Annotated in this window: 19 protein-coding genes and 2 tRNA genes; 10 read left to right on the forward strand and 11 right to left on the reverse strand. The window is 58.8% G+C overall.

The features are described from left to right. Window positions 1-132: 132 nt before the first annotated feature. The 6 genes from EQV96_RS18830 to EQV96_RS18855 form a co-directional block, all read right to left on the reverse strand. Window positions 133-1224 carry a cytochrome c peroxidase gene (locus EQV96_RS18830; RefSeq protein ID WP_153327244.1) on the reverse strand — a complete coding sequence of 364 codons (1092 nt, stop codon included), beginning with the start codon at window positions 1222-1224 and terminating at the stop codon, window positions 133-135. Beyond that, on the reverse strand, window positions 1221-3995 hold the full coding sequence (locus EQV96_RS18835; protein WP_240882244.1) for a TonB-dependent receptor: 2775 nt from the start codon (window positions 3993-3995) through the stop codon (window positions 1221-1223). The genes EQV96_RS18830 and EQV96_RS18835 overlap by 4 nt, the downstream gene beginning before the upstream one ends. Before the next feature lie 145 nt (window positions 3996-4140). Continuing rightward, on the reverse strand, window positions 4141-5109 hold the full coding sequence (locus EQV96_RS18840; protein WP_095017677.1) for a FecR domain-containing protein: 969 nt from the start codon (window positions 5107-5109) through the stop codon (window positions 4141-4143). Next, the gene (locus EQV96_RS18845; protein WP_095017676.1) at window positions 5102-5608 is read right to left on the reverse strand and encodes a sigma-70 family RNA polymerase sigma factor; all 507 of its coding nucleotides are present in this window, start codon (window positions 5606-5608) and stop codon (window positions 5102-5104) included. Before EQV96_RS18845 ends, EQV96_RS18840 begins: the two co-directional genes overlap by 8 nt. 192 nt (window positions 5609-5800) lie before the next feature. Further along, window positions 5801-5887: transfer RNA gene (locus EQV96_RS18850), tRNA-Leu, on the reverse strand. Between the two features lie 174 nt (window positions 5888-6061). Next, window positions 6062-6148: transfer RNA gene (locus EQV96_RS18855), tRNA-Leu, on the reverse strand. 227 nt (window positions 6149-6375) lie between these two features. Between EQV96_RS18855 and rnr the strand changes: the two genes are divergently transcribed. The 8 genes from rnr (at window position 6376) to EQV96_RS18895 (ending at window position 16243) form a co-directional block, all read left to right on the forward strand. Beyond that, window positions 6376-9039 carry a ribonuclease R gene (gene rnr / locus EQV96_RS18860; RefSeq protein ID WP_095000963.1) on the forward strand — a complete coding sequence of 888 codons (2664 nt, stop codon included), beginning with the start codon at window positions 6376-6378 and terminating at the stop codon, window positions 9037-9039. Next, window positions 9036-9800: a 23S rRNA (guanosine(2251)-2'-O)-methyltransferase RlmB gene (gene rlmB / locus EQV96_RS18865; RefSeq protein WP_095000964.1), complete on the forward strand. Its 765-nt coding sequence runs from the start codon at window positions 9036-9038 to the stop codon at window positions 9798-9800. Before rnr ends, rlmB begins: the two co-directional genes overlap by 4 nt. A 305-nt stretch (window positions 9801-10105) precedes the next feature. Next, entirely contained in the window at window positions 10106-10531 is a 426-nt protein-coding gene (gene rpsF / locus EQV96_RS18870; protein ID WP_003439045.1) for a 30S ribosomal protein S6, read from the forward strand. Window positions 10532-10559: 28 nt separating this feature from the next. Then, window positions 10560-10790 (forward strand): 30S ribosomal protein S18, encoded by a 231-nt coding sequence (rpsR, locus tag EQV96_RS18875; RefSeq protein WP_003171373.1) that lies wholly within the window; start codon window positions 10560-10562, stop codon window positions 10788-10790. A 36-nt stretch (window positions 10791-10826) separates the two neighbouring features. Continuing rightward, window positions 10827-11723, forward strand: a complete 897-nt coding sequence (locus EQV96_RS18880; RefSeq protein ID WP_095000965.1) for a hypothetical protein — start codon at window positions 10827-10829, stop codon at window positions 11721-11723. Window positions 11724-11742: 19 nt separating this feature from the next. Then, complete coding sequence (rplI, locus tag EQV96_RS18885) at window positions 11743-12189, forward strand: 50S ribosomal protein L9 (protein WP_003439047.1); 447 nt, start codon at window positions 11743-11745, stop codon at window positions 12187-12189. 120 nt (window positions 12190-12309) lie between these two features. Continuing rightward, entirely contained in the window at window positions 12310-13704 is a 1395-nt protein-coding gene (gene dnaB, locus EQV96_RS18890; RefSeq protein WP_016783319.1) for a replicative DNA helicase, read from the forward strand. A 232-nt stretch (window positions 13705-13936) separates the two neighbouring features. Continuing rightward, window positions 13937-16243 carry a YgiQ family radical SAM protein gene (locus EQV96_RS18895; protein WP_095000967.1) on the forward strand — a complete coding sequence of 769 codons (2307 nt, stop codon included), beginning with the start codon at window positions 13937-13939 and terminating at the stop codon, window positions 16241-16243. Between the two features lie 350 nt (window positions 16244-16593). Here the strand turns inward: EQV96_RS18895 and EQV96_RS18900 are convergent, their stop codons facing one another. Next, window positions 16594-16794: a hypothetical protein gene (locus tag EQV96_RS18900; protein ID WP_095000968.1), complete on the reverse strand. Its 201-nt coding sequence runs from the start codon at window positions 16792-16794 to the stop codon at window positions 16594-16596. A gap of 332 nt (window positions 16795-17126) precedes the next feature. Here EQV96_RS18900 and azu point away from each other — a divergent pair, with 332 nt between their 5' ends. Continuing rightward, complete coding sequence (azu, locus tag EQV96_RS18905; protein ID WP_095000969.1) at window positions 17127-17573, forward strand: azurin; 447 nt, start codon at window positions 17127-17129, stop codon at window positions 17571-17573. A 57-nt stretch (window positions 17574-17630) separates the two neighbouring features. Here the strand turns inward: azu and EQV96_RS18910 are convergent, their stop codons facing one another. From EQV96_RS18910 to EQV96_RS18925, 4 genes are all read right to left on the reverse strand, one after another. Continuing rightward, window positions 17631-18653, reverse strand: a complete 1023-nt coding sequence (locus tag EQV96_RS18910; RefSeq protein ID WP_240882245.1) for a DUF1338 domain-containing protein — start codon at window positions 18651-18653, stop codon at window positions 17631-17633. 214 nt (window positions 18654-18867) lie between these two features. Further along, window positions 18868-19695: an ammonia-dependent NAD(+) synthetase gene (gene nadE / locus EQV96_RS18915; protein ID WP_095000971.1), complete on the reverse strand. Its 828-nt coding sequence runs from the start codon at window positions 19693-19695 to the stop codon at window positions 18868-18870. Window positions 19696-19698: 3 nt separating this feature from the next. Beyond that, complete coding sequence (pncB, locus tag EQV96_RS18920; protein ID WP_240882246.1) at window positions 19699-20913, reverse strand: nicotinate phosphoribosyltransferase; 1215 nt, start codon at window positions 20911-20913, stop codon at window positions 19699-19701. A 141-nt stretch (window positions 20914-21054) separates the two neighbouring features. Continuing rightward, complete coding sequence (locus tag EQV96_RS18925) at window positions 21055-21951, reverse strand: LysR family transcriptional regulator (protein ID WP_095017674.1); 897 nt, start codon at window positions 21949-21951, stop codon at window positions 21055-21057. Between the two features lie 154 nt (window positions 21952-22105). On the opposite strand from EQV96_RS18925, the gene EQV96_RS18930 reads away from it, so the two are divergent. Continuing rightward, window positions 22106-23596: an aldehyde dehydrogenase family protein gene (locus EQV96_RS18930; RefSeq protein WP_095000974.1), complete on the forward strand. Its 1491-nt coding sequence runs from the start codon at window positions 22106-22108 to the stop codon at window positions 23594-23596. The last annotated feature ends 49 nt before the right edge of the window (window positions 23597-23645 follow it).

The following is a 23645-nucleotide window of genomic DNA, read 5'->3' on the forward strand; positions in this document are numbered from 1 at the left end:
GAAATGTGATGCTGCCGGCCTGTTCTGCTTTTGTGGGAGCGGGCTTACCCGCGATGGGTATGCTGCCGTTTTACCGGTACACCGTGTCGCCTGCATCGCGAGCAAGCCCGCTCCCACAAAGTCAGGCGCTGCCTACAGTGTGTCGAGAAAGCTGCGCAAGGCCCGCAGTTCGTCCTTGTCCATGTTCAGCGCCTTGAGCCGGTCGCTGGTGCGTGGGAACAACGGGTCGTTGACCTGTTGCGCGTTGGGGCGCGGGCGGGGCATGCCCATGTTGTAGAACGCCAGCGTGCCTTCCATGTTCACAAACAGGCCGTTGTGCATCCACGGTGCGGTTTTCATCACCAGGCGCAATGACGGCGTACGAAATGCCCCCACGTCTTCTGGTTTGCGCGTTACTTCGTAGCGCCCGAGGTCTTCGTATTTACGCCCGTAGTAACTCAGGCCGACGTTATGAAACTGCTCGTCGCTCAGCGCCGGGCCGAAGTGGCAGTTCATGCAGCGTGCCTTGGTGCGAAACAGATGCAGGCCATAGAGCTGCTCATCGCTCATGCGTTGCGGGCGCCCGCGCAGCAGTTGCTCGAAGGCGGTGTTGCGCGTGGCGCTGACCAGCGTGCGCTGAAAGGTGGCCAGGGCCTGGGCGGTTTGCTGTGGGGTGATCGGGCCTGGCCCGAAAACTTGTGCAAACTCCTCCCGGTAAGCGCTATCGGTATTGAGCCGTTGCAGCAGTTGCGGGATATCAAAGGCCATTTCCACCGGGTCGACGATGGGGTGCATGGCTTGCTGTTCCAGAGTGCCACCGCGCCCGTCCCAGAACAGCGCCGGGCTGTAGCCGCTCATTACCAGGCTGGGGGCATTGCGTCGGCCGCTCTGGCGGTCATGCCCGAACGAGACGCGGCGGCCATCGGCAAAGGCCATATCGGCTTCATGGCACGAAGCGCAGGCGATTTGCCCGGAGCGCGAGAGCTTGGGGTCGTTGAACAGTTTTTTGCCCAACTCGGCCTTGGCTTCGCTGAACGGGTTATCCGGCGGTGCGGGGGCGTGGGCGGGCAGGGCGGCCATTTCCTGCCATTGCACTTCGGCATCTACCTGGGGTGAAGGCCATTGGGCGACGGGCTGGCGGTATTGTTGGGCGATGCAGGTTTTGTAGTCGGCGGCCTGTTCGTCGCAGGCGACTGCGTTCAGGGTCAGGGTGCCGAGGGTCAGGCCGAGGAATAGGGTCTTCAAAATTTATACCCCACTTCCAGCATGAACTGGCGGCCGACTTCATAGTTGAGTACGCCGTTGGTGTCGGTGGAGCTGACGATGGTCTTGTCCAGCAGGTTGCTGACGTCGAGATTGACGAAAACGGCCTGATCCTTGGCGGTGGGCATCTCCCAGGCAACACGGGTGTCCCAGGTCAGTGCCCCGGAGAACGGGGTTTCTTCCCAGACATAGACACTGCTGCCTTCGTGCTCGACCTTTTTGTTGGTGGAGGCAATGCGCCGGTAGCCGTCGCGGTAACGCAGGAAGTTGGTCCAGGTCAGGTGCAGGGGCTCGACTTCGGTCACGGTGGTCAGGCGCGCGGTCCAGGGGCGGTTGTAGTTGCTGGCGGGCATGTCGGAATACTTCATGAACTTGCCGTCGTACTGGATCGTCGGGTCTTCTACGTAGATAGCGCCGATGCTGGCGCTGTAGCTGGACAGCCCGGTGTTGTTGATCTTGCTCCAGTCCATCGCAAACTGCGCAGTGGTGCGGGTGCTGCCCAGATTGAAGGGTTGCAGGGGGGTGATGCTCAGGGTGTAGATGTCGGCGTCGCTTTTGCCGCCGTTGTAGTAGGTGTAGTAGTTGGCAGCCAGGGTCGAGGTGTCTTCGGACGGTTCGCCGATTTGCGCGCCCCAGGCGCGGCTGATCTGGTCGCGCCCCTTACGGTTGACGTACTTGACGGCGAACTCGGTGTTCCATTGCACGTGGCTCAGGCCCAGGGTCAGTTCGTCGTCGTAAGGCACTTTGAGCTGGTTGAATTTGCTGTCATTGGCGATGTGCTTGCTCAGCTCCCAGTCAGACGTCTGCGTCTTGCGGGTGTATTCGGTGCTCATCGAGGCAATACCGTCGCGCAGGCGATAGGCGTAAAGGTTGCGTCCGTAGTAACGGTTGGCGCCGGCAGTGAGGCGGGTCTTGCCATCGCCAAACACGTCCAGCTCGGTGGCCAGGCGCGGGGCGAAGGTGATCTGATTCATATAGTTGTCGCCGTCCACCCGGATGCCGGGCCTGACGGTGAGGCGCTTGTAGTGCATTTCGTCTTGCAGATACAGCGCCCATGAACGCGTGTCGAAGGCAATTTTGCCCTGGGTAACGGTCATCTTGTTCGCATACTGGCCAGGCCAGCCATTGATCGTGGGCGCCATTGAGCACAGCGGGTCATTGCCGGTGCATGACGTGGCCTTGTCCACCGCATAGCTGCTGTAGGGTGTGCCGCGCTCATAGCTGGCCGAGTTCTGCGACAGCTCCAGGCCAGTTTGCAGCGAATGATCCACACCCAGCCATTTGAAGCTGTTCCAGTCGGCCTTGAGTTTGTAGGCCAGGGTTTTTTGGGTTTCTTCGATATCGCCAAAACCGCCTTCGGTGGCGAATGCCGAGGTGCTCCAGTCACGGCTGGCCGAAGTTCGCCAGAGGATCATGTAGTCGCGGTCGGAATAGCGTGAGGTATTCAGCTCGCTCCAGCTCAGGTTCTGCTCAACCCGGGCCAGGGGCGCGTTCCACACCAGGCGCGTACTGATACTGTCGCCACCGGCATCCATATCGCGGCCGGACACCAGCGAGTTGGGGCCGTAGGTGCGGGCGGTTTCCGGCGCGTGGGTCAGGGTGGTATCGAGCTTCCAGTCTTCGTTGATCTGCCAGGTGGCCTTGAGGAAGTAGTTGTCGATGCGCCGCGATTGTTCTTCGGTCTCCATTGCCGTTTCGGTCTGGTTGGCCACGGAAAACAGGCGGGTCGGCATGGTGGATTCTTTACGCGAGAAGGTGCCCAGCAAGCCGAAGTTGTCGGTCAGGTGGCCTTCGAGGGTGGCGCGGGTGATGACTTTTTCGAAGTCGGGCTGGTAGTTGTTGCCAAAGCCGGCCTTGAAGTTCTCCAGGTCCGGGTCGTCTTTGTTCAGGTGATAGCGGGTCCACTCGGAGCGGGTCATTTGTACCGACACCTTGCCGTGCAGTTCCTTGCGGGGGTCGCGGGTATTGGCTTCGACTACACCGCCATTGAAGCCGCCAAATTCTACCGGCACGTTACTGTCGTAGACCTTGATGTTTTCCAGCAGGTCGGTGTCCAGCGCCAGGCCCTGGCTGCGCCCCGGTATCTCATCGAAGTCGTCGTTGCTGTTGCCCGGGTCCAGGTCGTTGTTCATGCTCATGCCGTCAACGATAAACAGGTTCTGCCAGGGCCGTGCGCCGTTGATGCTGATATCGGCGGGGGCGATTTCCCCCGGGTTTTTGCTGCTCAACTGGCTGTTGTCGAACTGCACGTTGGGGTTGGTGCGCAGCAGGCTGGTGATATCACCGTTGCCCGAGGGCAGGTCCTCGATCATCTGCCGGTCGATCACCTGTTCGCCCTGGAACACCGGCTCCATCGCCGTGATGGGGGTACTTTTGATTTGCAGTACATCGCTTTGGGCGGGCGGCAGGATTGAGGCGCTGTCAGACGAGGTCACTTCCCATTGCATGCCCGTGCCGCGCAACAGGTGGGCCAGGGCTTTTTCGGGGCTGGTGCTGGCATCGACTGGCGAGCTGGTCAGGCCGTTGAGCACGGTGCTTTCCGCGCTGACCTGCCAGCCTGACTGCTGGGAAAACGCAATCAGGGCGCTGGCCAAAGGCTGGGCCGGGATCTGGAAGTGCAGTTGTTGACGGCTGATTGGCGTGTCGGCTGCCGGGCTGGCAGCGATGGCCAGTGCGGGCAGGCCGAGCAACAGGGCCAGGGACAACGATCGATAGCGAGCAACACTGACACAACGCAAACGCGAAGAAGGCATGAGGTGACCTACGAAATGAAACGCCATAGTCACTAATGCGAATCTTTATCAGTGACGTTCGTAGGTAAAGACTCCCGGGCCTTCAGGATTTCCAGAAATAAGTGAAAATAGTTTCGTTAGCGCAAGCCCGCGCCCGCAGGGAGGCTCAGGGCTTGGTCGAGACGATCAGGGTGTAGGGCACGCTGTCCTGCAGGCGTCCGCCCAATGGGGCAATGGCGGTTTGCAGTGCGCGTTTGGGGTCGCGCAGGTTCAGGGCTGCGGTGATGCGTCGTTGCCCCAGCGCCTTGTCCGTCAGCAGAATCAGGCCCGGCTGATAGCGGCGCAACTGTGTGATCACGTCATCGATCGATTGATCGACCGCCACCAGCTGCCAGCGACGCCAGGGCGCGATTTGCTCCTGGGGCAATTGCACGATGCGCGTGCGCTGGCCGTTTGCAGTGAAGTGCAGTTGGTCGCCATGGCCCAGCAGGTGCGTGGCCGAAACCGATGCTTGCGGCGTTTGTACCGCAACCGTGCCGCTCTCGACGCTGACGTCGACACCGTTGTCGTCCAGGTTGACCGCAAACGCGGTGCCGGTCACCCGAACCCGCACGTCACCGGCGTTGACGTAGAAGGCGCGGTTGGCATCGTGGGTCACCGAGAAAAAGGCCTGGCCACGCAATAGCGTGACTTCTCGCTGATCGGGGTTGAACTGCACATCGGCAAGCGTATTGCTGTCGAGAAGCATCTGGCTGCCATCGCTGAGCGCCACTGTGCGGTGTTCGCCGGTGGGGCTGCGGTGGTCGGCTTGCATCGCCTGCCAGTCGGGGCCCCACATCAGCAGGGCGCTGGCGGCCACGGCGGCGCCGACCAGTGCGCGTTTGCGCCGGCTCAGGCGCTGGGGTGGGCGTGCCATCGGCGGGGCCGGTGCTGTTGTCGCCGGCAGGGTGAGCGCCTCGCCGCTCAGGCTCCAGACCTTGAGCGCCTTGCGATAAGCCGCGTCGTGCTCAGGGGCGCTGGCGCGCCAGTGGTTCAGGCGTTCGGTCAGTTCGGAGTCTTGAGGGTTCTCCTGGATCAGCAGCAGCCAGTCCAGTGCGGTTTCCCAGATCGGGTTCGGGGGCGGTTTTTCAGTCATCACTCAGTTGTTCCGCGCAGTAGGTCAGGGCGTCGCGGACCAATTGGTGGGCCAGGCTCACGGATATGCCAAGTTGCGTGCCGATTTGCTGAAACGTCAGGCCTTGCAGGCGATGCAATACGAATGCCTGGCGCGTGCGCTCCGGCAGGCGGGACAAAGCATGTTGCAATTTGCGCAATTCGTCCACATGCAAGGCTTGCTGCTCGGGCGAAGGCGCGTTGGAAATGTGTTCGTCCAATGATTCGCTATGGGTGGTGTGGCGGTTTTCCAGGGTTGCCCGGCGATTGAGGTCAAAGGCCAGGTTGCGCACGATACGGTAAAGATAGCCCACCGGTTGTGTCAGCGGGGCGAGGTTGTCCGCGCCCTGGCTGAAGCGCAGCCAGGCGTCTTGAACCACATCTTCTGCCTTGGCCCGGCAGCCCACGATGGGGGCGGCATAGTCGACCAGGGCGATACGATGCGTCAGGTAAAGCTGGAGCCTGTCATTGGTGTCGGGCACGGGTATCCAGGAGGATGAGCCAGGGATCTGAAGTTGGCCGGATATTAATGCGGATGAGATAGATTATCAAATACGACCTTTAGGCCGCAGATAAAAGGTATCGAAGAGGGCAGGAAGGAATCCCGGAAACTAAAAAGCCCGCTTTCGCGGGCTTTTTGAGTGGTTACACAGGGTGAACCTGTAAACCTGAATTGGTGCCCAGAAGAAGACTCGAACTTCCACGACCTTGCGGTCACCAGCACCTGAAGCTGGCGTGTCTACCAATTTCACCATCTGGGCAGTATCAGCAACGTTGCCGCTGTTGATGTGGCGCATAATACGTAGAGCTTTTCGATCTGTAAACCCCTGTTTTAATTTTATTAAATCAGGGGCTTAGCTGACCCGGAATGCAAAAACCCGCTTTCGCGGGTTTTTGTGTGAGGCTGAAGAGTGTACTACTCTGCAATCTCGAATTGGTGCCCAGAAGAAGACTCGAACTTCCACGACCTTGCGATCACCAGCACCTGAAGCTGGCGTGTCTACCAATTTCACCATCTGGGCAGTATCTTCAACGCTGTTGCCGTTGTTGATGGCGCGCATCTTACGGACGAACCTTTGACCTGTAAAGCGTTGTGTTTAAAAATAGTGAAAATATTTCGCGAACGGTTGGTCGACAGCAGCAAAGCGCGTCAGAAAGGACTAATAAGGCCCAGTGTGTGCCTGAAATTTCCCGTTTCAATACGCGTATGCCAAACTAACCCGCATATAGACAAGGTGAAAACTATCTAATGGCCGATTGGCAGACCCTCGATCCCGAGGCCGCACGTGAAGCGGAAAAATACGAAAACCCTATCCCTAGCCGCGAACTGATCCTTCAGCACCTGGCCGAGCGTGGCTCGCCTGCTGCTCGTGAACAGTTGGTGGAAGAGTTCGGTCTGACCACAGAAGACCAAATCGAGGCCTTGCGCCGTCGCCTGCGTGCGATGGAGCGCGATGCCCAACTGATTTACACCCGCCGTGGCACTTACGCGCCGGTGGACAAGCTCGACCTGATTCTCGGTCGTATCAGTGGCCACCGCGATGGCTTCGGCTTCCTGGTTCCGGACGACGGCAGCGACGACCTGTTCATGAGCCCTGCGCAAATGCGCCTGGTGTTCGATGGCGACCGTGCGCTGGCCCGTGTTTCGGGGCTGGACCGTCGTGGTCGTCGTGAAGGCGTGATCGTCGAAGTGGTTTCCCGTGCTCACGAAACCATCGTGGGTCGCTACTTTGAAGAAGGTGGTATTGGCTTCGTAGTGGCCGACAACCCGAAGATCCAGCAAGAAGTGCTGGTAACCCCGGGTCGCAACGCTGGCGCAAAAATCGGTCAGTTCGTCGAAGTGAAGATTACTCACTGGCCTACGCCGCGTTTCCAGCCGCAAGGCGATGTACTGGAGGTCGTAGGCAACTACATGGCTCCGGGCATGGAAATCGATATTGCCCTGCGTACTTACGACATTCCTCACGTATGGCCGGAAGCTGTGCTTAAGGAAGCAAGCCGTCTGAAGCCGGAAGTCGAAGAGAAAGACAAAGAGAAGCGCATCGACCTGCGTCATCTGCCGTTCGTCACCATTGACGGCGAAGATGCTCGCGACTTCGATGACGCCGTATTCTGCGAAGCCAAGCCTGGCAAGCTGCGCCTGTTCTCCGGCGGCTGGAAGTTGTACGTGGCAATTGCCGACGTCTCCAGCTACGTGAAAATCGGTTCGGCCCTGGATGCCGAAGCCCAGGTTCGCGGCAACTCGGTGTACTTCCCTGAGCGCGTGATCCCGATGCTGCCTGAGCAGCTGTCCAACGGCCTGTGCTCGCTGAACCCGAAAGTCGACCGTTTGGCCATGGTTTGCGAGATGACCATCTCCAAAACCGGCGAAATGACCGACTATCAGTTCTACGAAGCGGTGATCCATTCCCAGGCACGTCTGACCTACAACAAGGTCAGCACTATTCTGGAGCAGCCGAAAACCAGCGAAGCCAAGCAACTGCGCAGCGAATACGCTGATGTGGTGCCGCACCTCAAGCAGTTGTACTCGTTGTACAAGGTGTTGCTGGCAGCTCGTCATACCCGTGGCGCGATTGATTTTGAAACCCAGGAAACCCGGATCATCTTCGGTTCCGATCGCAAAATTGCCGATATTCGCCCGACCACCCGTAACGATGCGCACAAGCTGATTGAAGAGTGCATGCTGGCGGCCAACGTGGCCACCGCCGAGTTCCTCAAGAAGCACGAGATTCCTGCGCTGTATCGTGTCCACGATGGTCCGCCGCCGGAGCGTCTGGAAAAACTGCGTGCGTTCCTCGGTGAGCTGGGCCTGAGCCTGCACAAAGGTAAAGATGGTCCGTCGCCAAAGGATTACCAGGCATTGCTGGCCAGCATCAAGGACCGTCCGGATTTCCACCTGATCCAGACCGTAATGCTGCGTTCGTTGAGCCAGGCGGTATACAGCTCCGATAACCAGGGCCACTTCGGCCTGAATTATGAAGCCTATACCCACTTCACCTCGCCGATTCGTCGCTACCCTGACCTGTTGACCCACCGTGCGATCCGCAGCGTGATCCATTCCAAGATGGATACCCCGCACGTTCGCCGTGCTGGTGCGATGACCATTCCGAAAGCGCGCATCTATCCGTACGACGAAGCGATCCTGGAGCAGCTCGGCGAGCAGTGCTCCATGAGCGAGCGCCGTGCCGACGAAGCCACCCGCGATGTGACCAACTGGCTCAAGTGCGAGTTCATGAAGGATCGCGTAGGCGAGTCGTTCCCTGGCGTGGTAACGGCAGTGACCGGTTTTGGCCTGTTCGTGGAACTGACCGATATCTATGTTGAAGGTCTGGTTCACGTAACTGCCTTGCCGGGCGACTACTACCACTTCGACCCTGTGCATCACCGCCTGGCGGGCGAGCGCACCGGTCGCAGCTTCCGCTTGGGTGATACCGTTGAAGTGCGGGTCATGCGCGTCGATCTCGACGAGCGCAAGATCGACTTCGAAATGGCGGAAAAAACCCTCAGTGCGCCGATTGGTCGTAAAAATCGTACTGCTGATGCGCCTAAAACCAGGAATGCAGGCAAGGCCGGTACCAAGCCGACTGAAAAGCCGGTTGAGCCAGCCCCGGCTGCACGTCGCAGTGCGCCGGCCAAGCCCGCTAAAAAATCCTCGGATGATGCTTATCGCCCAAGCGATGCTGCGGCAAAAAACGCCGAGCTGCGCAAAAGCCGTGAACTGAAACAGGCGCTGCTGGCCGAATCGAAAAGCGGCGGTCGGACATCGGAGCCGGGAAAGTCGGGTAGGGGGGCGCCTGCAAAAGATGCGGGCAAGCCTTCCAAGCCGAGCAAACATCGTAAAGGCCCGCCAAAATCGGGCACCGCTCCAGCCGCCAAAAGCGGCGGGGCGCGCAAACCTAAGGCCAAGTCATGAGTCTGGAAAAAATCTATGGCGTGCATGCCGTAGAAGCATTGCTGCGTCACCATCCCAAGCGCGTCAAGCAGGTATGGCTGGCAGAAGGTCGCAGTGATCCGCGTGTACAAACGCTGATCGAGCTGGCCAACGAAAACCGTGTGGCTGTCGGCCAGGCCGAGCGTCGTGAAATGGACGTCTGGGTCGAAGGCGTGCACCAGGGTGTGGTGGCGGACGTGAGTCCGAGCCAGGTCTGGGGCGAAGCCATGCTCGACGAGCTGCTCGATCGCACTGAAGGTGCCCCGTTGTTGCTGGTACTGGACGGCGTGACCGATCCCCACAACCTGGGTGCTTGCCTGCGCTCGGCGGATGCTGCCGGTGCGCTGGCTGTTATCGTGCCCAAGGACAAATCTGCAACGCTGACGCCGACGGTACGAAAAGTAGCCTGCGGTGCAGCGGAAGTTATTCCGTTGGTTGCCGTGACCAACCTGGCGCGTACCCTGGAGAAGCTCCAGCAGCGCGGCTTGTGGGTTGTCGGTACGGCCGGTGAGGCTGAAGTCAGTATCTATGACCAGGACCTGACCGGCCCGACCATCCTGATCATGGGGGCAGAAGGCAAGGGCATGCGTCGCCTGACCCGTGAGCACTGTGATTACCTGGTCAAGCTGCCGATGGCCGGCAGCGTCAGCAGCCTGAACGTTTCGGTGGCGACAGGTGTTTGCCTGTTCGAAGCCCAGCGTCAGCGCGGCGCCAAGGCCAAGACTTCTTCGAAGAAGAAGTAAGCTGGCTGGCTGTTAAATGTGGGAGCGGGCTTGCTCGCGATGCGTATCACGCGGTGTCTCTGGATGACCGCAGCGATGCCATCGCGAGCCAGCCCGCTCCCACATTGGTTTGTGGCGTATACAAGTAAAGATTGTTCAAATAATCACCAATTGCCTTGCGCCTCTGTTGTCCCTTCTCTACAATTGCGCCCCTTGCCGTCATGGCGGGCGCATATGTGCCTCTCTAGGCAAGACACACAAGTGTCATTCACTCCTTGTCTGACCGCTTTTAGTTAGCGGCAGGCTACAACCCGTAAGGAGCATTCATGCGTCATTACGAAATCATCTTTTTGGTCCACCCGGATCAAAGCGAACAAGTCGGCGGCATGGTAGAGCGTTACACCAAGCTGATCGAAGAAGACGGCGGCAAAATCCACCGTCTGGAAGATTGGGGCCGTCGTCAACTGGCCTACGCAATCAACAATGTTCACAAGGCTCACTACGTGATGCTGAACGTTGAGTGCACTGGCAAAGCCCTGGCTGAGCTGGAAGACAACTTCCGTTACAACGATGCTGTGATCCGTAACCTGGTCATCCGTCGCGACGAAGCCGTAACTGGCCAGTCCGAGATGCTCAAGGCTGAAGAGAACCGCAGTGAGCGCCGTGAGCGTCGTGACCGTCCTGAGCATTCTGACAGCGCCGATGGCGATGACAGCGATAACAGCGACGCCAGCGATAACGCTGACGAGTAATCCACGGACCTTTTGAGGAGCCAATTACATGGCACGTTTCTTCCGTCGTCGTAAATTCTGCCGCTTCACCGCAGAAGAAGTGAAAGAGATCGATTACAAGGATCTCAACACTCTGAAAGCTTACGTATCCGAGACCGGCAAAATTGTTCCAAGCCGTATCACCGGTACTAAAGCTCGTTATCAGCGTCAGCTGGCCACCGCTATCAAGCGCGCCCGCTTCCTGGCCCTGCTGGCCTACACCGACAGCCACGGCCGCTGAGACCGGGCAGTCGACAAGTAGTAAAGGATTGAAAGCATGCGCGCCTTAGCTGAGTTCATCATGCGAGGCCGTGTGCAGGCCACGTTAATCGTGGCCGGATGTGCGGCATTGCCGTTCTTGTTCTGGTTGAGTGCTGCTGCAGGTAGCCTGGTGCTTCTGCGGCGCGGTCCGAGAGATGCCTTGAGCATTCTCTCATGGGCGTTACTGCCGGCCTTGGTCTGGTGGTTTATCGGAGAGCCCCGCACCCTTATGGTGCTGCTGGGAACTCTGGGGCTGGCGTTGATGTTACGCGCCGGTCAGTCCTGGAATCGCGTGCTGCTGGTCAGCGTAGCGTTGGGTGTGGTGTATGGCGTGGTCCTGGGTACGGTTTTCCGCGAACCCATTGGTGCGATGGCGCAGGAGTTGGAAAAACTTCTGCCGCAGGTCCTCAATGGTCTCTACGACAAGTTATCTGACGTAGAGCGAGCGCGCCTTGGAGCACTGATTGCACCCGTCCTCACCGGTTTGATTGCAGCTTTGATGCAGGTCGTCAGCGTGCTGAGCCTGATACTTGGGCGTTATTGGCAGGCGTTGTTGTATAACCCGGGTGGTTTTGCCAGCGAATTTCGCAGCATCCGCCTACCGCTGGGACCAGCGCTCGTATTGCTGGCGTGCATGCTTGTAGGGCCGAACTTCGGTCCCGAAATGGCCATGCTTACGCCGTTGTGCAGCGTAGCGTTGTTCTTCGCCGGGCTGGCCCTGATTCATGGGCTGGTGGCGCAAAAGCGACTGGCCAAGTTCTGGCTGGTGGGGTTGTACGTCACGCTGTTGCTGTTTATGCAGCTGATCTATCCGTTGCTCGTGGTCTTGGCCATTGTCGACAGCCTGATTGATTTTCGCGGACGTCTGGCGCCGAAAGGCACCGATAAAGACTCTGCGGACGGTGAAGGTTAAAAGTTAAGAGGATTTTCACATGCAACTGATCCTTCTGGAAAAAGTCGCGAACCTGGGCAACCTGGGCGACAAAGTAAATGTTAAGGCCGGTTACGGTCGTAACTACCTGCTGCCGTACGGCAAAGCTACCGCTGCAACCGCTGCCAACCTGGCTGCGTTTGAAGAGCGTCGTGCTGAGCTGGAACAAGCTGCTGCAGACAAAAAAGCTTCGGCTGAAACACGCGCTGCCCAACTGGCTGAGCTGGAAGTGACTATCACTGCCACCGCTGGCGACGAAGGCAAGCTGTTCGGCTCGATCGGCACTCACGACATCGCTGATGCACTGACCGCCTCCGGCGTTGAAGTTGCAAAAAGCGAAGTTCGTCTGCCGAACGGCACTATCCGCAACGTTGGCGAATTCGACGTGGCTGTGCACCTGCACGCCGAAGTTGAAGCAACCGTACGCGTTGTTGTGGTAGCTGCTTAAGCAGTCTTAACTGACTGGCACCTTGTGTGCCGGACGGTTAACATCGGGCACGATCCTGTTTACAGGTCGTGCCCTTTGTCTTTCTGCAGATCCTGATTTTCAAACTAATTCCAAGTGGCCATGAACGATATCTCCGCTCCTGAGCAATACGATCTACAAACCGCAGCCCTGAAGGTGCCTCCGCATTCCATCGAGGCCGAACAGGCTGTGCTCGGTGGTTTGATGCTGGACAACAACGCCTGGGAACGCGTGCTGGATCAGGTTTCGGACGGTGATTTTTATCGACATGACCACCGCCTGATCTTCCGCGCCATAGCCAAGCTGGCAGACCAGAACTCCCCGATTGACGTCGTGACCCTTGCCGAGCAACTGGACAAGGAAGGTCAGACTTCGCAGGTGGGCGGCCTGGGCTACCTCGGTGAACTGGCAAAAAATACGCCGTCGGTCGCCAACATCAAGGCCTACGCCCAGATCGTGCGTCAGCGTGCGACGTTGCGTCAGCTTATCGGTATCAGCACCGAAATCGCCGACAGTGCATTCAACCCGGAAGGGCGCAGCGCCGAAGAAATCCTCGATGAGGCCGAGCGCCAGATCTTTGCCATTGCCGAGGCCCGGCCAAAAACCGGTGGCCCGGTGAGCGTCAATGATCTGTTGACCAAAGCCATCGACCGTATCGACACGCTGTTCAACACCGACAACGCCATCACCGGCCTGTCCACCGGTTACACCGACCTCGATGGCATGACCAGCGGCTTGCAGCCTGCGGACTTGATTATCGTCGCCGGTCGTCCATCGATGGGTAAAACCACCTTTGCGATGAACCTGGTTGAAAACGCCGTATTGCGCAGCGAGAAAGCGGTACTGGTTTACTCTCTCGAGATGCCAGGTGAATCGCTGATCATGCGTATGCTGTCATCGCTGGGTCGCATCGACCAGACCAAGGTCCGGGCCGGTCGCCTCGAAGACGACGATTGGCCGCGCCTGACTTCGGCGGTCAACCTGCTCAATGACCGTAAACTGTTTATCGACGATACCGCGGGCATCAGCCCCTCGGAAATGCGCGCCCGTACCCGGCGACTGGTGCGTGAGCACGGCGATATCGGCTTGATCATGATCGACTACCTGCAATTGATGCAGATCCCGGGTTCCGGCGGTGACAACCGTACCAACGAAATCTCCGAGATTTCCCGCTCCCTCAAGGCGCTGGCCAAGGAATTCAACTGCCCGGTAGTCGCGCTGTCACAGCTCAACCGTTCCCTGGAGCAGCGGCCCAACAAGCGCCCGATCAACTCCGACTTGCGTGAATCCGGAGCCATCGAGCAGGACGCCGACGTCATCATGTTCGTGTACCGGGACGAGGTGTACCACCCCGAGACCGAGCACAAGGGCATTGCCGAGATCATCATCGGCAAGCAGCGTAACGGCCCGATCGGCACCACGCGCCTGGCGTTTATCGGCAAATACACGCGCTTCGAAAACCTGGCGCCAGGCAGTTACAACTTCGACGACGATTAACCTGTCCGGCTTCTGTGGGAGCTGGCCTGCCAGCGATAGCATCGACGCGGTCAATCAGATAGATCGCGCCGCCTGAATCGCGAGCAAGCTCGCTCCCACAGACAATATGCCTGCGCCAATCAATTCCGACCATTGCCGTCGGAATTGGTCATTTTTTGTGCTATATTCCGCGCCCGCGAATTTCTTAGTAAATGCCGCGCCCCCTTTTTTGCACTCAACACCGGTCATCGACATGCAATCAGCCAAGCCTCTATTTGACTATCCGAAGTACTGGGCCGAATGTTTCGGCCCAGCACCATTCCTGCCCATGAGCAGGGAGGAGATGGATCAGCTTGGCTGGGATTCATGCGACATCATCATCGTGACGGGTGATGCCTATGTCGATCACCCGTCATTTGGTATGGCCATCATTGGTCGCTTGTTGGAGTCCCAGGGTTTCCGTGTGGGCATCATTGCCCAGCCGAACTGGCAGTCCAAAGACGACTTTATGAAGCTGGGCGAGCCGAACCTGTTCTTCGGCGTTGCCGCCGGCAACATGGACTCGATGATCAACCGCTACACCGCTGACAAAAAGATCCGTTCCGATGACGCCTACACCCCCGGTGGCATGGCAGGCAAACGTCCGGATCGCGCCAGTCTGGTGTACAGCCAGCGCTGCAAGGAAGCCTACAAAAACGTACCGATCGTACTCGGCGGTATCGAAGCTTCGTTGCGCCGTATCGCGCATTACGACTACTGGCAGGACCGCGTACGCAATTCGATCCTGATCGACGCCTGTGCCGATATCCTGTTGTACGGCAACGCCGAGCGCGCCATCGTCGAAGTAGCCCAGCGTCTGTCCTACGGCCACAAAGTCGAAGACATCACCGATGTGCGCGGCACCGCGTTCATTCGTCGCGATACGCCAAAAGACTGGTATGAAGTCGACTCCACGCGTATTGACCGTCCGGGCAAGATCGACAAGATCATCAACCCGTACGTCAACACCCAGGACACCCAGGCCTGCGCCATCGAGCAGGAAAAGGGCCCGGTTGAAGACCCGAACGAAGCCAAGGTCGTGCAGATCCTGGCCAGCCCGCGCATGACCCGTGACAAGACGGTCATCCGTCTGCCATCGGTCGAGAAAGTACGTGCTGATGCGGTGCTGTATGCCCACGCCAACCGCGTGCTGCACCTTGAAACCAACCCGGGCAACGCCCGTGCGCTGGTGCAAAAGCACGGCGAAGTGGATGTATGGTTCAACCCGCCACCGATCCCGATGACCACTGAAGAAATGGACTACGTGTTTGGCATGCCTTACGCACGTATTCCCCATCCTGCGTACGGCAAGGAAAAAATCCCGGCCTACGACATGATCCGTTTCTCGGTGAACATCATGCGTGGCTGCTTTGGTGGTTGCACCTTCTGCTCGATTACCGAGCACGAAGGCCGCATCATCCAGAACCGCTCCGAAGAGTCGATCATTCGCGAAATCGAAGAGATCCGCGACAAGGTGCCAGGCTTTACCGGGGTTATTTCCGACCTTGGCGGCCCGACCGCGAACATGTACCGCATCGCCTGCAAAACGCCAGAAATCGAATCCGCGTGCCGCAAGCCGTCCTGCGTTTTCCCGGGCATCTGCCCGAACCTGAACACCGACCACTCGTCGCTGATTCAGCTTTACCGCAGCGCCCGTGCCTTGCCGGGCGTGAAGAAAATCCTGATCGCTTCCGGTCTGCGTTACGACCTTGCCGTCGAGTCGCCGGAATACGTGAAGGAACTGGTCACCCACCACGTCGGTGGTTACCTGAAGATCGCCCCGGAACACACCGAGGAAGGTCCGCTCAACCAGATGATGAAGCCGGGCATTGGCAGCTATGACAAGTTCAAGCGCATGTTCGAGAAGTACACCAAGGAAGCAGGCAAAGAGCAGTACCTGATCCCGTACTTCATTGCCGCTCACCCCGGCACTAAAGACGAAGACATGATGAACCTGGCCATCTGGCTCAAGACCAACGGTTTCCGTGCCGACCAGGTGCAGGCGTTCTACCCGTCGCCGATGGCTACCGCCACCGCGATGTACCACTCGGGCAAGAACCCGCTGCGCAAGGTCACGTACAAGAGCGACTCGGTGACCATCGTCAAGAGCGAGGAGCAGCGCCGCCTGCACAAGGCGTTCCTGCGCTATCACGACCCGAAAGGCTGGCCGATGCTGCGTGAGGCGCTGACCCGCATGGGCCGTGCCGACCTGATCGGTTCGGGCAAGGACCAGTTGATCCCGTTGCATCAGCCGGCGACCGACAGTTACCAGAGTGCCCGTCGCAAAAACTCGACGCCTGCCGGTAGCCACAAGGTCGCGGGTGAGAAGACCACCAAGATCCTGACCCAGCACACTGGCCTGCCGCCGCGTGCCAGTGATGGTGGCAACCCGTGGGACAAGCGTGAACAGGCCAAGGCTGCTGCGTTTGCCCGCAACAAGCAGGCCGCCAAGGAGCGCCAGGAAGCAGCCAAGGGCGGCAAGAGCCAGCGCCCGGCCCGCAAGCCGGTAGTGCCGCGCTAAGCCTGCCCTTGTAGATACTCTGTTGCAGGTCAAGCCCTATTGTGGGAGCGAGCCTGCTCGCGAACGACCTTCGCGAGCAGGCTCGCTCCCACAGTTGCAGTGTTCCTTCGGCAGCTGCTACGGTTTTGCGTAAATTGCAGTACTTCAACGCCAGCCTTAGGGCTGGCGTTGTGCTTTCTGCGCGCTGAGAGGCCTGCCACGGGTTTGTAGGCTGTTTGCTGTCGCGGAGTAAGGGAATGAGGTTTGAAGCGTCTGAGGGCGTTCAGGCTAACTGCGAGGATCAGCAGGCGGGCTGCTGATCCTGATCACAGATCCTGTGGGCCGGGTTGTGGATAACCGGGCCGAGGGGGTCAAGCAGTTGGAGCTTTGTCTTCTGGTGCGCCGGTATCTTCTGCGGCGTCTTCACTTTCGCTGTCGACTTCGTGGTCCAGCTCGGTATCAACAGTACCGCCTTCAGCAGCCGCTTTCTTGCGGGCAGCCTTTTCCTCTTTCTTCTGCTCTTTAGCCAAGTCTCTTTGACGCTTAGCGAAGTTATAGTTTGGTTTGGCCATGGGCGATCCTCTTGGGGTCGAAGGTGAGGTTGAGCGGCGCGTATTCTGCCCTGTATTAGTGCTTAGCCGTTAGCTGGGTTTTTGCAAGGTTGCACATTGCGCTAAAAATACGACTCTACACCCACGCAAAAGCCGGTTGTGGATTAAATCTAGTTACTTATTCCCCCAAAATTCAAAATGATGGCCTAAGGTTATAAGCCTGAAGTCCATTCTGGGATGGATTGTGTCGATTGTGGCGATAGACCATGACGCAGATCATATGAATCGATACAATTTTCAGGCAATCTGTATACAGATTTTTGCTTCCCCATACCCTGCCTTGGAGATACACCATGTTTGCCAAAGTTGTTGCGGTATCCCTTTTGACTCTGGCCAGCGGCCATTTGCTGGCGGCTGAGTGCGCTGTAACTGTCGATTCGACTGACCAAATGTCTTACAACACCAAAGAGATCGTCATCGACAAATCCTGCAAGACCTTCACCGTTAACCTGACGCACTCCGGCAATCTGCCGAAAAACGTCATGGGTCATAACTGGGTCTTGAGCAAAAAGGCAGACATGCAGGCAGTTTCTACCGACGGCATTGCCGCTGGCCTGGACAAAAACTATCTCAAGGACGGTGATGAGCGCATCATCGCCCACACCAAAGTGATTGGCGCCGGTGAGAAAGATTCCGTGACCTTCGATGTGGCCAAGCTGAAAGCGGGCGAAGAATATGAATTCTTCTGCACCTTCCCGGGCCACAACTCGATGATGAAAGGCGCTGTGGTTCTTAAATAACACCACCCAAGCCCTTAACAGCCCTGACGTGCCCTGCGCCGTCAGGGCTGTTTGCGTTCAGGCCCTGGAGTCGGTCATCTTGAAAATGCCCTGGGCGTTGCTGCTGTCGAAGTTCAGATCGATGCGGCCGGTATCAGGGTCGATCTTGCGTTGGATGAACTCCACAAATGACCCCGGCACTGCGTGCTCGCGGTACACCCCGGCAGCATCGACCAGGCCGCGGCTGACCGTGCTGGCGCGATAGGCGGTTTGCATCACCCGCCCCGAGGCGGACACTTCGATGCTGTCTTTCATGGGCCGTTGCAAGTCACGTTGTTGCGCCACACAGGCTTCTAGGTCCGGCACGCGATCGGTCAGATGGTTGAAGCTGTTGCCCTCGGTTGCGATCCAGGCCATCTCGGCGCTTTCAGCGAGGAGGCAGTTGTAGTCCGTTTCCTGTACCACGCCATGCTGCCGGCCGAATGCTTGATACAGCCCTGGCAACAGGGCCTGCGCCTGGCTCAGGCTGCAGTGGCGGGTGAGGCTCAGGGTCTTGAGGATGCTGTGGTGTTGGGCCTGCAGCGGGTCAAGGCTGGAACCGACCACGCGGCTGACGGCCTGTTGAAAAGCCTCGCTGAAGCGGCCGGGGTGCAGTTCCGAGACAAAGAACTGGGCGATGTCTTCGGGCAGATCCATTTGTCGGTATCCCCAGCCGGTCATGTTCAGCTTGGTCAGCGGGTAGGTTCGCACATCGGTAAAGCCCAGTGGCTCCAGCAAACGGGCAAATGCCTGGCGGCCGCGGGGCAGTTCGCCGTTGGCAGGCCAGTCCACCGTACGGAGGGCGCCATGGTCGAACACTACCTTGCGGCCATGCTGTGCCTGTTCCTGTACATAGCGTCGGCCTTCAGGCACGGCTTCCACCAGTTTGTGCAGCAGGCACAGGTTCAGTGCTTCGGCGAGCCACACCCGGTGCAGTGCCTGTTCATGCCAGTTGAAGCGCAGCAGCCCTTCAGGCACTTCGACATGCTCACGCAACCAGGCGGTGGCCGGTTGGCCGAGCACGGAATCGACAAGGGAGAACAAAGCATCGAAAGCAGGCATGGGGCAGGGCTCTGGCGACGAAATAGACGTCTATCAAAGCCTTTGGCCGTTGCGGCCACAAGCGAAAAAAATTGCGGGGTTCATTCCGTTTTTTCCGGGAAGGAAAAAGCCCCTCACCCTAGCCCTCTCCCGGAGGGAGAGGGGACGGATTGATGGTGTTCTTGAAACCGCGTGCGGTCTGCTCCCTCTCCCTCCGGGAGAGGTACGCACGGGCTCAAGGCGCGAACGGCATCTCACGCTTGTGGTGGGTCTTTTCGTACGTCTTGCAGATGATATTGAACGCTTCTTCGCTCACCGGCTCGCCATGCAAGAAGGCATCGATCTCGGCATAGGTCACGCCGTGGGACGCTTCGTCCGGTTTGCCGGGCTCCAGGTCTTCGAGGTCGGCAGTCGGGACTTTCTCCACCAGCGATTCCGGCGCACCAAAATGCCGAGCAATGGCCCGCACCTGATTTTTCACCAGCCCGCTGAGCGGTGCCAGGTCGCAGGAACCATCACCGAACTTGGTGAAGAAGCCCATCACCGCTTCCGCCGCATGGTCGGTGCCGATCACCAGCCCGCCAGTCGCCCCGGCAATAGTGTATTGCGCCACCATGCGCATACGCGCCTTGGTGTTACCCAGTACAAAGTCCACGGTGGCGGCAGGCTTGCCTTCAAACGCGGTCACTTCAGCCGCCAGGGCCTTGACCGCAGGGCCGATGTTCACGGTCTGGCGCTCGTCCGGGTTGATAAAGTCGACCGCAGCCGTGGCGTCTGCTTCGTCATGCTGCACACCGTAAGGCAGGCGCACGGCAATAAAGCGATAGGCCTGGTCACCGGTCTGTTCGCGCAATTGCTGCACCGCACGTTGGGCCATCAGGCCTGCGGTCAGGGAGTCGACCCCGCCGCTGATGCCCAGTACCAGGGTCTTGAGCCTGGCGTTGTGCAGGCAGCACTGAATGAAAGTGATACGCCGGGCAATCTCGGCCTCAAGGGCTGCGGTGTCTTTGAACGGCGGCTGGACCTTGAGGTCTGCAGCAATCTGACGCTGTACGGCCTGCATGATTCACTCCTTGGGAGAATGTTCAGGAACTTGGAAAACGTGGCGTAAATAGGCGGCGAAATTGGGGTCGGAGCAATGGGTTTTGCCCGGTTCATCGGAAATCTTGGCCACCGGCGAGCCATTGCAGGCGTTCATTTTAAGCACGATGCTCATTGGCTCAACCCCCGGAATGTCGCAGGTCAGGTTAGTCCCGATACCGAAGCTGACGTTGATCCGGCCGCGCAGTGACCGGAAAATCTCCAGCGCCCGGGGCAGGGTCAGGCTGTCGGAGAACACCAGAGTCTTGCTCATGGGGTCGATGCCCAGCTTGTGGTAATGAGCTATGCATTTTTCGGCCCACACCACAGGGTCGCCGGAGTCGTGGCGCAGGCCGTCGAACAGCTTGGCAAAGTACAGATCGAAATCTTTCAGGAAGGCATCGGTAGTAATGCAGTCCGTCAGCGCGATGCCCAACAAGCCGCGGTACTCGCGCACCCAGCAGTCGAGCGCGGCACTCTGGCTGTCGATCAGCCGTGGGCCCAGTTGCTGGTGCGCCATGATCCATTCGTGGGCCATGGTCCCCAGCGGCTTCATGTCCAGCTCGCGGGACAGGTTGACGTTGCTGGTGCCGACAAAGCGCCCGGGGAAGTCGTGCTTGAGCACACTGACGACTTCTTCTTGCACGCGGTACGAAAACCGTCGACGAGTGCCGAAATCGGCGACTTGCAGTTCAGACAACTCTTCTGCGCTGGCATTGGCCTGCAGCCAGTCAAACTTGCGATACAGCTGCTCCAGGGCCTGTGACAGCACGGTATCGGCATAGCGCGAACGGTTGCGTACTTCGCTGACAATCGCCAGTAACGGCACTTCAAACAGGATCACATGCAGCCACGGCCCGCGCAGGCGGATAACCAGTTCGCCGTTTTCGATGCCGGTGTGTACATAGCGCATATTGAAGCGAAACAGCCCCAAAAAGCGGATGAAGTCGGGCTTCATAAAGGTGATGCGTTCCAGAAACCCCAACTGGTCCTGAGTCATGCTCAGTTCGCACAGGCGTTCGATCTGGTGACGAATTTCGTTGAGGTATGGGCGCAGATCCTCACTGTTGCGGCAGCGGAATTCCCATTCGACTTCGACGTTGGGGTAGTTGTGCAGCACCGCCTGCATCATGGTCAATTTGTAGAAGTCGGTGTCGAGCAGGTTCTGCACGATGCGATCGGCAAATACACTCTCGCTCATAGCGGCAATCTCCATGCTGCCCGTGCCTGATAGCCACGGCGTTCAGCTTTTTCAATGAATGGCGCTAGTGGCGCATATCTGCAGGCGGTTTTGCCAGCGGTTTTTGTGGTCGTAGCCTGTTTCTGCCCGCTCCTACAGGTGTTATCGCGCATCCAGCTGCTCCATGAACCAGCTCACGAATGCCTTTACCTTGGGTACGCCTGCCGTATGTTCAGGATAGGCCAGGTAGTAGGCATCGCGGCTCGGCATCAAGTGCTGCCAGGCGATGACCAGTTTGCCGTCGGCCAATTCCTCTTCCACCAGGAACCTCGGCAGCAGTGCCACGCCACAGCCAACCTGGGCTGCGCGGATGCACATGTAGAAGGTGTCGAAGCGCGGCCCATGGTAGCTGTGATCGGTATGAAACCCCTGATGCTCAAACCACTCGTGCCAGGCCTGTGGCCGCGAAGCGTTCTGCAGCAACACCAGACCTGTGAGTTGGGTCGGGTCGGTCAGTGCCGTGCCCGGCAAGCTTGCTGGCGAACATACGGCGACCAGTTCTTCACTGAACAGCTTCAGGCTCTCGGTGCCGGGCCGTGAGCCCTGGCCGAAGTAAAACGCCAGATCGCTGCGCCCTTGCAGCAAATCGTCGCCTTGCTGCTCATTGCACAGATCCAGATGAATATGCGGATGGCGTATGCCCCAACCTTTGAGGCGCGGCACCAGCCAGCGGGCGCCAAAAGTGGAAGGGGTGGAGACCCGTAGCACTTCTGTTTCGCCGCCATAGGAACGCAGGGTATGGGTCGACATCTCGACCTGGGTCAGGATTTTTCGGACTTCTACCAGATACAAATCCCCTGCTGGAGTCAGCTGCAAGCGGCGGCGCACCCGGCGAAACAGCAAGTGCTGCAACAGCTCTTCGAGCTGCGCGACCTGTTTGCTGACTGCGCTCTGGGTCAGATTCAGCTCTTCGGCCGCACGGGTGAAACTCAGATGACGAGTCACCGCTTCAAAACACTGCAACGCCGTGATCGAAGGTAGATGGCGCTTGTTGAGCATAGAAGGCCTCTGATTGTTGTTGTCAGGCAACGTTACCAGTGCAGCATGAATTTTCGGAATGATATCTCGCTTAAAGGTCGTTTGTTGCCGCCATGCCAGCCAGCTACAACTAAAGGCCTGTGAATCATTTTTTAAAGCTCAAGGAGTGCCTTCAATGGTTGCTGCATTACTGGATCGTCTTGGTGTGAACCCCGCGCTGTACCAGCAGGGCAATCAGCCGGTGTATACGCCGATTGACGGTAGCCAGATCGGTGCGGTGCACTGGGAAGGGGCTGCCGAGGCCGAGCAGCACGTGACCCGCGCCGAACACGCCTTCGAGGCATGGCGCAAGGTGCCTGCCCCGCGTCGTGGGGAACTGGTGCGCCAGTTCGGCGATTTGCTGCGTGAGTACAAGGCCGATCTGGGCGAGCTGGTGTCATGGGAAGCGGGCAAGATCACCCAGGAAGGGTTGGGCGAAGTGCAGGAAATGATCGACATCTGCGACTTTGCAGTTGGCCTGTCGCGTCAGCTCTACGGCTTGACCATCGCCTCGGAGCGACCAGGCCACCATATGCGTGAAACCTGGCACCCGCTGGGTGTGGTGGGTGTGATCAGCGCATTCAACTTTCCGGTGGCCGTGTGGGCGTGGAATACCGCGTTGGCGCTGGTATGCGGCAACGCGGTGATCTGGAAACCATCGGAAAAAACCCCGCTGACGGCGCTGGCCTGTCAGGCCTTGTTTGATCGTGTGTTGAGCTCGTTTGAGGGCGCGCCCAAGTACCTGGCCCAGGTGGTGATTGGTGGTCGTGAAGCGGGCGAAGCCCTGGTTGACGATCCGCGAGTCGCGCTGATCAGTGCCACCGGCAGCACGCGCATGGGCCGCGAAGTGGCACCTAAAATCGCCGCACGCTTTGCCCGCAGTATTCTGGAGCTGGGCGGCAACAATGCGATGATTTTGGCGCCGAGTGCCGACCTGGACATGGCCGTGCGTGCCATCCTGTTCAGTGCTGTCGGTACTGCCGGGCAACGCTGCACCAGCCTGCGCCGGCTGATTGCCCATGACTCGGTCAAGGAAGAAATTGTCACCCGGCTCAAGGCGGCCTATTCAAAAGTGCGTATCGGTCATCCGCTGGAAGGCAATCTGGTGGGGCCGCTGATCGACAAAAGCAGCTTTGAAAACATGCGTGATGCGCTGGAGCAGGCCCTTAGCGAAGGCGGGCGGGTATTTGGTGGCGAGCGGCAATTGGCAGGCCAGTACCCTGGCGCTTACTACGTGGCCCCGGCGATTGTGGAAATGCCCGAGCAAAGCGACGTGGTGTGCAGCGAGACCTTCGCGCCGATTTTGTATGTGGTCGGTTACAGCGACTTTGCCGAGGCCTTGCGCCTGAACAACGCGGTGCCGCAGGGGCTGTCGTCGTGCATCTTCACCACCGATGTGCGCGAGGCCGAGCAATTCATGTCGGCCACTGGCAGTGATTGCGGGATTGCCAACGTCAATATCGGGCCCAGCGGTGCGGAAATCGGGGGTGCCTTTGGTGGTGAGAAAGAAACCGGGGGCGGTCGCGAGTCGGGCTCGGATGCGTGGCGTGGATATATGCGCCGGCAGACCAATACCGTCAACTACTCACTGGAATTGCCGTTGGCGCAAGGGATTACGTTCGATTGAGGTGATGCAAGCCCTCACCCCCAACCCTCTGCCGGAGGGAGAGGGAGCT

The organism is Pseudomonas sp. TMW22080 (genome assembly GCF_022496745.1).
Taxonomy (GTDB): domain Bacteria; phylum Pseudomonadota; class Gammaproteobacteria; order Pseudomonadales; family Pseudomonadaceae; genus Aquipseudomonas; species Aquipseudomonas bubulae.

Excerpts from the sequence above, each read along its gene's own strand:
- EQV96_RS18835 (WP_240882244.1), bottom strand. The coding sequence starts at position 3,995 with ATGCCTTCTTCGCGTTTGCGTTGTGTCAGTGTTGCTCGCTATCGATCG.
- EQV96_RS18840 (WP_095017677.1), bottom strand. The coding sequence starts at position 5,109 with ATGACTGAAAAACCGCCCCCGAACCCGATCTGGGAAACCGCACTGGAC.
- rnr (WP_095000963.1), top strand. The coding sequence starts at position 6,376 with ATGGCCGATTGGCAGACCCTCGATCCCGAGGCCGCACGTGAAGCGGAA.
- rlmB (WP_095000964.1), top strand. The coding sequence starts at position 9,036 with ATGAGTCTGGAAAAAATCTATGGCGTGCATGCCGTAGAAGCATTGCTG.
- rpsF (WP_003439045.1), top strand. The coding sequence starts at position 10,106 with ATGCGTCATTACGAAATCATCTTTTTGGTCCACCCGGATCAAAGCGAA.
- rpsR (WP_003171373.1), top strand. The coding sequence starts at position 10,560 with ATGGCACGTTTCTTCCGTCGTCGTAAATTCTGCCGCTTCACCGCAGAA.
- EQV96_RS18880 (WP_095000965.1), top strand. The coding sequence starts at position 10,827 with ATGCGCGCCTTAGCTGAGTTCATCATGCGAGGCCGTGTGCAGGCCACG.
- rplI (WP_003439047.1), top strand. The coding sequence starts at position 11,743 with ATGCAACTGATCCTTCTGGAAAAAGTCGCGAACCTGGGCAACCTGGGC.
- dnaB (WP_016783319.1), top strand. The coding sequence starts at position 12,310 with ATGAACGATATCTCCGCTCCTGAGCAATACGATCTACAAACCGCAGCC.
- EQV96_RS18895 (WP_095000967.1), top strand. The coding sequence starts at position 13,937 with ATGCAATCAGCCAAGCCTCTATTTGACTATCCGAAGTACTGGGCCGAA.
- EQV96_RS18900 (WP_095000968.1), bottom strand. The coding sequence starts at position 16,794 with ATGGCCAAACCAAACTATAACTTCGCTAAGCGTCAAAGAGACTTGGCT.
- azu (WP_095000969.1), top strand. The coding sequence starts at position 17,127 with ATGTTTGCCAAAGTTGTTGCGGTATCCCTTTTGACTCTGGCCAGCGGC.
- EQV96_RS18910 (WP_240882245.1), bottom strand. The coding sequence starts at position 18,653 with ATGCCTGCTTTCGATGCTTTGTTCTCCCTTGTCGATTCCGTGCTCGGC.
- nadE (WP_095000971.1), bottom strand. The coding sequence starts at position 19,695 with ATGCAGGCCGTACAGCGTCAGATTGCTGCAGACCTCAAGGTCCAGCCG.
- pncB (WP_240882246.1), bottom strand. The coding sequence starts at position 20,913 with ATGAGCGAGAGTGTATTTGCCGATCGCATCGTGCAGAACCTGCTCGAC.
- EQV96_RS18925 (WP_095017674.1), bottom strand. The coding sequence starts at position 21,951 with ATGCTCAACAAGCGCCATCTACCTTCGATCACGGCGTTGCAGTGTTTT.
- EQV96_RS18930 (WP_095000974.1), top strand. The coding sequence starts at position 22,106 with ATGGTTGCTGCATTACTGGATCGTCTTGGTGTGAACCCCGCGCTGTAC.